A 9,017-nucleotide genomic window follows, 5' to 3' on the forward strand; every position below is an offset into this window, starting at 1 on the left:
TGGCCGCCGCGCTCACACCCGCCCCGAAGCCATCCTCACCCTGCACGGCATCCCATGATCAAATCGGGCGAACGCGACTCTCCCCGGGGCCTTGGGGCACCGTGCGCGGCAGCAGGACGGCGGACGCCAGCAAGGCAGGTGGTTCGCAGCAGGCCCAGGTCAAGACCAGCCCGGAGGCGCCGCACCGGATCAAGGTGCACTCCGGCGGCGGCAACGTCTCGGTCATGCCCGCCGGTTGACCTCCGCCCACCGCTTCACTGGGAACTCGTGCTCCGCAGTGGTGGGATCGATCCCCGATTCGACAGTGAGATGGAAGAGTTGACTTCCTCCCCCGCCTAAAGGCGGGGGATTCCAGCGGTCGCCCGCTGGGTTTCCTGCTTCACCGACGACCGCCCCGTCCGGGAGGACTCCCGTTGAGGTCTTACACCGTCTCCACAGGCAGACGCCGCCAGCCCGGCGGCCAAGAGGTTGCGTGCCGCGTTCACGTCGCGGTCATGGGTGGCACCGCACTCGCACGTCCACTCACGGACGTTCAGCGGCAGTTTCTCGCGGACCATGCCGCAGGCCCCGCACAGCTTGCTGGACGGGAACCAGCGATCGATCACGACGAGTTCGCGCCCGTACCAGGCGCACTTGTACTCCAGCATCATGCGGAGGTCCGCCCAGGCCGCATCCGAGATGGCGCGCGCGAGCTTGCCGTTCTTCAGCAGGTTGCGGACGGTCAGATCCTCGATCACGACCGTTTGGTTCTCACGGACGAGACGAGTCGACAGTTTGTGCAGGAAGTCCCGGCGCCGGTCGGCGATCCTCGCATGCACGCGGGCCACGCGGCGACGGGTCTTCTCCCGGTTAGCGGAGCCTTTCGCCTTCCGCGACAGCTCCCGTTGCGCCTTCGCCAGGCGCGCGCGGTCACGGCGCTCGTGCCGGGGGTTGGTGACTTTCTCACCGGTGGACAGGGTCACCAGCGAGGTAATCCCGGCGTCCAGGCCGACCGCCGCGTCCGTGGCGGAGGCCGGGACGACGGTGCCCTCGACGAGCATCGAGACGAACCAGCGCCCCGCGCTGTCGCGGGACACGGTCACCGTCGTGGGCTCCGCACCCTCCGGGAGAGGGCGCGACCAACGGATATCCAGGGGCCCCGTCATCCTGGCCAGCGTGAGCTGCCCGTCGCGCCACTTGAAGGCGCTGCGCGTGTACTCGGCCGATGCGCGGGACTTCTTCCGACTCTTGTAGCGCGGGTACTTGGCCCGCTTGGCAAAGAAGTTGGCGAACGCCGTCTGAAGGTGACGCAGCGCCTGCTGGAGCGGAACGGAGGACACCTCGGCCAGGAAGTCGAGTCCCTCGGTTTTCTTCCACTGCGTCAGCGCGGCGGACGACTGCACATAGGAGATACGGCGCTGCTCGCCGTACCAGGCGCGGGTGCGCTCCTGAAGCGCCTTGTTGTAGACGAGGCGGACACAACCGAAAGTGCGGGACAGCTCCGCTGCCTGCTCATCCGTGGGGTAGAAGCGGTACTTGAATGCCCGCTTAACCAGCCGCGCCATACCTCACATTCTATCAGCTCTCATGTGAGCTACAGGCGTCGGCCGGTGGCCGGTAGACACCGAATCGCCCTGGCGGCGATTCAGCTTTCCCTGCCCTGCTCCGCAGGAGTCCGTTTCCTCCCCGGCCTGAAGTCCGGGGTATCCACGGAGGAATCCCGATGACCAACAACATCGTGGTACAGCTGGACCAGATACGGCGGTCCTACGGGGCCGGTTCCGCAGAGGTTGCGGCACTGGCCGGGGTCACGATCGGCTTCACCCACGGCTCGTTCACGGCCGTGATGGGCCCCTCCGGCTCCGGCAAGAGCACCCTGCTGCAGATCGCCGCCGGGCTTGACCGCCCTAGTTCGGGTTCGGTCATGGTGGACGGGGTCGAGCTCGGCTCGCTCAACGAGACCGCGTTGACCAAACTCCGTCGCGAGCGGATCGGATTCGTCTTCCAATCCTTCAACCTGCTGGGTGCCCTGACGGCGGAACAGAATGTAGGCCTCCCACTGCGGCTGGCGGGCCGTAGGCCGTCGGCTGGCCGAGTGCGCGAGGCACTGACCCAGGTGGGCCTCGGCGACCGGCTGCGCCACCTGCCCTCGCAAATGTCCGGCGGTCAGCAGCAGCGGGTGGCAATCGCCCGCGCCCTGATCACCCGGCCGAAGGTGCTCTTCGCCGACGAGCCGACCGGCGCGCTCGACAGCAGCAGCGGGCGTGAGGTGCTGCGCCTGCTCCGAGCCCTGGTGGACAACGAGGGGCAGAGCACGGTCATGGTCACCCACGACCCGGTCGCCGCCTCCTACTCCGACCGAGTAGTCTTCCTCGCCGACGGCCGACTGGTCGACCAGCTGGAGCAGCCGACCGCCGCCCAGGTCGCCGACCGGATGACCCGGCTGGAGCTCGACACGGCCCCTCAGGGAGCCGGCGCATGACCACAACCCGCCTTATGCTCCCGCTAGCCGCCGCGACGCTGCGCCGCCGCTGGCTGGGCTTCGTTGGCTCCTTCACCGCCCTCACCCTTGGCGTCGGCCTGATCGCCGCCGTGGGGCTGCTGCTGAACTCCACCATCGAGGACAACTCGGCCCCCGGCGCCCCCTCGCTGCACAAGCTCCTCAGCTACTCCTCCTTCCTGGCCGCGTTCGTCTCGGTGTTCGTGGTGGCCAGCACCTTCGCCTTCGCCGTCGCTCAGCGGCGGCAGGAGACGGCGCTGCTGCGGGCCGTCGGCGCCACCCCGCGGCAGGTCCAGTTGCTGGTCCTTGGTGAGGCCCTGGTGGTCGCCACCGCCGCCGCGGCAGCAGGCTGCCTGCTCGGCGTGCTTGCGGCGCCGGGCTTCGCCTCCTGGCTGGTCGACCACGACGCGGCCCAGCCGGGCTTCGGCCCGCACCTGGCCGCCGCCCCGCTGCTGATCGCTGCGGCCACCGGCTTGGCAGTCGCTCTGCTCGGCGCGTTCACCGCCGCCCGCCGGGCGAGCCGGGTGCGCCCGGCCGAGGCGCTGGGCGACTCTATGGTGGACCGCAAGGTCATGCCGCTCAGCCGCTGGCTGCTCGGCGTCCTCTACCTGGGCCTGGTCGCCGCCGACTTCGGCGCCTTCTTCGCTGCCCGCAACCAGCAGGGCGGCGACCCGGCGTTGCGTGACCCGCAGAGCCTGCCGCAGTGGTCGCTACTCTTCGACGTTCTGGTCATCATCGCCATCGCGGTCTTCGCCCCGCTCCTGGTTCCGCCGCTGGTCCGGCTGTTCACCCTGCCGGTGCTCCCGCTGCGCGGCGCGACCGGTCTGTTGGCGCGACAGAACGCGCTGGCCGCCGTGCGCCGTACGGTCTCCACTGTCACCCCGGCGTTCCTGGTGATCGGCCTGACCGGTGCGGTCGTCGGTGGCACCCTCGCCTTTTCGCAGGCCCGCGTCGCACAGACCCGGGCCGCGCTCCAGGCCGCCTACGTGGTGCAGCCGCCGCGGGGTCAGGGACTGTCCGAGGACACCGTCCGGCGGCTGCGCATGTTGCCTGGGGCGAACGCGGTGACCATGACACCGACCGTGCTGGATGGCCTGGACTTCGACGGCACGCCGGACGCGGCCCGTCAGGTGACCCCGGCCCCGTCGATCCCGACCACCGCGACCGTGGTGGACGGCGACCTCGCGGCAGCCTGGAACCTGCCGATCGAGGACGGCTCGGCCGCCGACCTGCACGGGCGGTCGGTCGCAGTCTCCGCCGAACTCGCCAAGGGCTACGGCTGGCAGGTCGGCGACCTGCTGGATGCTTCCCTCAGCGACGGCACCACGGTGCCCGTACGGGTGGTCGCGCTCTTCCGCGCCCAGCTCAGCCTGGCCCAGGTGCTGCTGCCCAAGGACGCGCTGGCCGGACACCTCGCGGCCGAACGGGTGAGCGCCGCCTACCTCAGCGTCACCGACCGCGCTTCGGCCGAGAGCGTCCTGGCCGGGACGGGCGCCCGGCTCACCGCCGCACGGAACTGGGGAAGTGCTGACAGCGATCCTGCCGTCCGACAGCAGTGGATCACCATGATTGCGATCCTCGGTCCTGCCCTGCTCTACGCCCTGATCGCGATCGTCAACACCATGATGATGTCAACCGGTGACCGCCTCCGGGATTTCGCCGTCCTGCGGCTCACCGGTGGCACCCGCCGCCAGGTGTTCCGGATGGTCGCCTCCGAAACAGCCCTGGCCACCCTCACCGCCACCGCGCTCGCTCTGCTCGTCACCGCGGCCACCCAGGCCGGCATGGTGGCCCTGCTCGACCAGTTGGTTCTCCGGCAGCAGGCGTCTATCGCCTGGAGCCTGCCCTGGGCCCCGCTGGCCATCAGCGCCCTGGTCTGCCTGGGGCTGGCCCTGGTTTCCAGCCTGCTCCCGGTTTCGTTCGCGCTGCGCATCCGCCCGCTGGACCTCGCCGCCCAGCGCCAGTAGGGGAGCAGCCAGGGACGGCGGTGGCACAACTGCAGGATAGCTGGCCCGCTCAGGCCGGGTGGCGGCGCTTGGCCCTCTTCTCCGCCTTCCGCGGCTCGGTCGGCGGCCTCTCGCGATGCCGCTGCCGTTGCGCCTCGTCGACGCAGGCCTGCCCTGCCCGGGCAGCCCAGCTGCCGCGGGGTGCCCCCGTCGGCCGCGGATTCCGCCGGCCCGAACCATCGGCTCGCTGCCGACGTGATGTCCTGACCGCCACCGGTGCTGGCCCGACGCGTTTTTAGGGGTGTGAAATTGGGGTGTCACACAGCCCGGCTCTCACGTCGTCATAGATGTGTAAGCAGAGGGCGAGTGAGGGGAGCACACATGGCGGGGGACCGGTCGGCGGACTACCTGGAGTTCGCCACGACCCGCACCAGGCATCTCTACCGGACGGCGTGCCTGCTCACCGGTGGTGACACCCACTTGGCCGAGGACCTCGTGCAGGAGACCCTCGGCCGGATGTACGCGGTCTGGCGGAAGCCCTCCCGTGTCGACAACCCAGCCGCCTACGCGCAGACCGTCCTGGTGCGTGCGTTCCTCTCCCACCAGCGGCGACGCAGCAGCGGCGAGCGCCCGACCGGCACCCTGCCGGACATTGCGGGGTCGGAGGGCGACACCGCACTGCGTATCGCGCTGCTGGAGGCGCTGCGTGGGCTCTCGGCCCGCGACCGAGCGGTACTGATCCTTCGCTACTGGGAGGACCGCAGCATCGAGCAGACCGCAGAGGTGATGCGGTTGAGCTCTACCACAGTGCGCAAGCGTAGCGTGCGCGCCCTGTCCAGGCTGCGCACACAACTCGGCGGCAGCCTGTCCGAGTTCGCCGGCCGCTGAACGCGGCCCGGGACATCCGGCGCTTTTCTTCACGTTTCACACCCGATCGACGAGATGGCGGTCAACCATGCCCATGGACGACTTCGAGAACGACCTGACCCAGCTGCTGCACCGCATCGGAGAGGAGTTCCGGATGGACAACCAGGCACTTGTCCCGGCGGGCCTCGCTCGGGGCCGTACGCTGCGGCGCCGCCGGATGGCGGGGATCACCGGCGGGGTGGCGGCTCTGGCCCTGGTGGGCGTCGGCAGCACCCTGCTCCCCGGAATGCTGCACCCACAGGACACCAAGATCTCGTCGGCCGGCGGGCCGGTCACGTCGATCGCACACTCCACCAAGCCGGGTGAGGTGTCGAAGGAGGACATGATCAGGCTGCTGACCGGCCTGCTGCCCAAGGGCAAGGTGTCCGGGGCGACGGGACGCGGCACCGAGCTGGACGGGGAACGCCCCAGCTCGTCGCCGTACGCCCAGGTGGTCTTTGACGACGGGCCCGGCCCGGCCTCGATCTCGGTGAACGTGAGCCGGCTGCCCTCCTCGATGATTCCGGACTGGACGAGCTGCCCCGGCAAGATCTCCAACCCCTATGACCAGTGCACTCGGCGGGTGCTGGTCGACGGCGCCGTACTGGTGGTCAACAAGGGCTATGAGCGCGCGAACAAGCCGGACGGAACCAAGTGGTGGAGCGCGGTGCTGACCGCCAAGGACGGTCGGCAGGTTGCCGTGTCCGAGTACAACGCCCCCACCGAGAAGGACTCCGCGACCACCCGGCCCGAACCGCCGCTCACCGCCCCCCAACTCGCCGCCGTCGCCACCTCGGACGTCTGGAACCGGGTGCTCGCGGCCATCCCGGCACCTGCCCCGGCGCCGACCGGCGGCAGTGGGCAGAGCAAGGACCCCTCCAGCAAGCAGATCCTCACCACCTTTAGGGAGCTGCTGCCGAAGAACCTCAAGACCGCCGACGAGAGCGGGCACAACGACGGCGGCTACGCGGCGCTGACCGTGGACGACGGCCGGGGCAAGAGTGCCGTGGGAATCAACGTCGACCACCCGCGGCTCAGCGCCGAGGAGCTTGCCGGGTGGGAGAAGCAGCCGGACGGCACTCTGCTGAGCGTCAGCCAGCAGCCGTCCGAGAAGGGCGGCAAGGACGCCGTCCAGTGGTCCGTCGCCACCCTGTATCCCGACGGCACCCGGGTCGCGATCATCGAGCTCAACGCCGCGTCGTGGGGCGTGGACGCCACCAGGAAGACCCCGGTGTTCACCATCGACCAGCTGAAGGCCTTCGCCACAAGCACCGCCTGGCGGAAGTGAACCAGGCGACCCCGTGGGCCGCAGCCGGCGGTCTACGGGGTCGCGGTGTCATAGGCGGCTGGCACAGTGGAGCCATGCCGGAGGAAGAGCGAGCAGTGGCGGAGCACCTGGTGGTGGACGGCGAGTTGATGGCGCACCTCGACCGGGTTGAGGAGCATCTGCTGTTGCCGCTGGGGCTCCGCCGACGGCCTGGGCGCAGCCCCCGCCGAGCTTCTGGCCGCCCTGCGGCGGCTGCGCCGGCCGCTGGCCGAGACGGCCGGTCCCCGGGTATGGGCACCGAACGGGCGCTGAGAGCACACGGGCCTGCGGCTGGCCCGCCCCGGCCGGACCGACATCGACCTCGCACCGCGCCTAGCTAGCTCCGTACTTCGCGGGTGGCTGGGGAGGCTGGGGAGCAATAGTCAAGACTTGTGGATGAGTTGACTGCGGTCAGTGTCTCCTTTGCTGCTTCAGGTTGGCCCGGGCCGTGTTGCGGATCCGCTTGGTGCGGCCGCGGTCGGCGAGGATCTCGAGGGCGGCGGGGTTCGCCGCTTCGGCTGTTTTGAGTTGGAGCCAGTCGGATGAGTCGAGCAGGGCGTCCGGACGCCACGGTTGCCGCAGTGTGATGGTTCGGAAGAGGGACCATTCGCGCAGGCGTCGGGTCAGGAACGGATAGTGCGTCGTGGCCTGGGTCATCTTCTCGGCCCAAGATTCATAGGCGTGTCCGGAGTGGAGGTCGGCAGCCCGGCGGTCCAGGTGTCGCAGGACGGCGGACTGGGCCATCGTCTGGTCCGCGTCGGTGAGGACTTCGCCGACCAGGTCGACCTCGTCGGCCTCCGTGACCTGCTCAAGCTCGCTCAGGTAGTCCCAGAAGCGAAGGTGCTCGGCCGGCTCCTCCTGCGGCGTGTCGTCGTGGTTCATGCGGCCTGGTCCTGTCGCTCGACCAGCGCGCCGTTCTCAAACGTGGCACCCGCCCGGATGAGAGGGACCAGGTGGGCGCCTGTGATCGAGCGCCAGCCGGCCTGGGCGGACTCCACCAGCTTGAACACCATCGCCAGTGCCGCGGCTGGGCTGCCGGCCCCTCGGGTCACCTTGGTCCGCAGCTTGACCGTGGAGAACGTCGACTCGATTGGATTCGTGGTCCGCAGATGGATCCAGTGCTCGGCGGGGAAGTCGTAGAACGCCAGCAGCTCATCCCGGTCGTCGGTGATCTTCGCGACGGCCTTGGGCCACTTGGTGCCGTAGGTCTTCGCGAACGCCTCGATCGCCTTCCCGGCGTGGGCGCGGTCCTCGGCGTTGTAGATCTCCTGCATCGCCTTGGTCGCACCCGGCTGCGCGGACTTCGGCAGGGCGTTCGATACATTCCGGGCCTTGTGAACCCAGCACCGCTGGTGCCGGGCGGCGGGGAAGACCTCGGCCAGGGCGTTCCACAAGCCCATCGCGCCGTCGCCGACCACCAGCTCGGGGTCACGCATGCCCCGGCGGCGGCAGTCGCGCAGCAGGTCCGCCCACGATTCGGTGGACTCCCGCAGCCCCTCGGCCAGCGCGACCAGCTCTTTGGTGCCGTCCAGGCGGACCCCGAGCAGGACCAGCACGCACGAGTGCGCCTGGCCGAGCCGGACCTTGGGGTGCACCCCGTCAGCCCACACGTAGACGTAATCGGTCTGTGACAGGTCACGCTGCTGGAAGGCGGCGTGGTCGTCGCTCCACTGCCTGGTCAGCCGGGTCACGGTCGCCGGCGACAGGCCGGCCGCGCCGCCGAGGAACTGCTCCAGCGCGGGCACGAAGTCCCCCGACGACAGACCGTGCAGATAGAGCAGCGGCAGCACCTCGGACACCTTCGGCGACTTGCGGCACCACGGCGGCAAGATCTTCGAGGAGAACCGCTTGCGCTCACCGGTCGCCTCGTCGACGCGCCGGTCGTTCACCCGCGGCGCCCTGACCTCGACGGGACCGGCCGCGGTGACCACGGTGCGGGGCCGATGGTGGCCGTTGCGGACCACCAGACGACGACCCGCCTCGTCGGTCTCGGCCGCCAACTCGGCTATGTACTGGTTGACTTCCGCCTCCAGCGCGGCGGCCAGCATCCGGCGTGCGCCTTCACGCACAATCTCATCGATCAGGGAGCCGGACTGGGTGGAGCCGTCGTCAGTGACTACGCTGAGCACGGGCGTGCCTTCCCGACCCGCGCTGCGAACGCGGGCCTACTCGGTGACCATCACAGGATCATTCGGGAAGGTACGCCCTCCGCATGCCTTCCCGGAACCGATCCACAAGTCCTGAGCATTGCTCGTCCTGAAAACCGCTGCGCACAGCGTTGGAAAAGGCGATCAAGCTGGCGAAGTCCGCCTGCGGGCTGGCCGACTACGAGGTCCGTTCCTTCCACGGCTGGTACCGGCACATCACCCTCGCCCAGCTC

The 9,017-nt window shown here is 69.6% G+C and carries 8 protein-coding genes; 5 read left to right on the plus strand and 3 right to left on the minus strand.

All coding sequences use genetic code 11. From position 1 onward, the window contains the following. Positions 1–101 precede the first annotated feature (101 nt). Positions 102–239, plus strand: a complete 138-nt coding sequence (locus ACIQFZ_RS42490; protein WP_402693890.1) for a hypothetical protein — start codon at positions 102–104, stop codon at positions 237–239. A gap of 96 nt (positions 240–335) precedes the next feature. On the opposite strand, the gene ACIQFZ_RS42495 is transcribed toward ACIQFZ_RS42490, so the two are convergent. Next, positions 336–1,544, minus strand: a complete 1,209-nt coding sequence (locus ACIQFZ_RS42495) for an RNA-guided endonuclease InsQ/TnpB family protein (RefSeq protein ID WP_402693891.1) — start codon at positions 1,542–1,544, stop codon at positions 336–338. A 158-nt stretch (positions 1,545–1,702) separates the two neighbouring features. Here ACIQFZ_RS42495 and ACIQFZ_RS42500 point away from each other — a divergent pair, with 158 nt between their 5' ends. The 4 genes from ACIQFZ_RS42500 to ACIQFZ_RS42515 all read left to right on the plus strand — a co-directional run bounded on the left by ACIQFZ_RS42500 (position 1,703) and on the right by ACIQFZ_RS42515 (position 6,619). Then, a complete protein-coding gene (locus ACIQFZ_RS42500; RefSeq protein WP_402693892.1) occupies positions 1,703–2,461 on the plus strand; it encodes an ABC transporter ATP-binding protein in 759 nt (252 codons plus the stop codon). After that, complete coding sequence (locus tag ACIQFZ_RS42505) at positions 2,458–4,446, plus strand: FtsX-like permease family protein (protein ID WP_402693893.1); 1,989 nt, start codon at positions 2,458–2,460, stop codon at positions 4,444–4,446. The genes ACIQFZ_RS42500 and ACIQFZ_RS42505 overlap by 4 nt, the downstream gene beginning before the upstream one ends. 360 nt (positions 4,447–4,806) lie before the next feature. Continuing rightward, the gene (locus tag ACIQFZ_RS42510; RefSeq protein ID WP_402693894.1) at positions 4,807–5,313 is read left to right on the plus strand and encodes a SigE family RNA polymerase sigma factor; all 507 of its coding nucleotides are present in this window, start codon (positions 4,807–4,809) and stop codon (positions 5,311–5,313) included. A 67-nt stretch (positions 5,314–5,380) separates the two neighbouring features. Then, positions 5,381–6,619: a hypothetical protein gene (locus tag ACIQFZ_RS42515; protein ID WP_402693895.1), complete on the plus strand. Its 1,239-nt coding sequence runs from the start codon at positions 5,381–5,383 to the stop codon at positions 6,617–6,619. A gap of 429 nt (positions 6,620–7,048) precedes the next feature. On the opposite strand, the gene ACIQFZ_RS42520 is transcribed toward ACIQFZ_RS42515, so the two are convergent. Together ACIQFZ_RS42520 and ACIQFZ_RS42525 are read right to left on the minus strand one after the other, a co-directional pair. Beyond that, positions 7,049–7,519, minus strand: coding sequence for a hypothetical protein (locus ACIQFZ_RS42520; RefSeq protein ID WP_402693896.1), 471 nt, complete (start codon positions 7,517–7,519; stop codon positions 7,049–7,051). Further along, complete coding sequence (locus tag ACIQFZ_RS42525) at positions 7,516–8,766, minus strand: IS256 family transposase (protein ID WP_402693897.1); 1,251 nt, start codon at positions 8,764–8,766, stop codon at positions 7,516–7,518. Before ACIQFZ_RS42525 ends, ACIQFZ_RS42520 begins: the two co-directional genes overlap by 4 nt. Between the last annotated feature and the right edge of the window lie 251 nt (positions 8,767–9,017).

The organism is Streptomyces sp. NPDC093064 (genome assembly GCF_044754605.1).
Classification (GTDB): domain Bacteria; phylum Actinomycetota; class Actinomycetes; order Streptomycetales; family Streptomycetaceae; genus Streptomyces.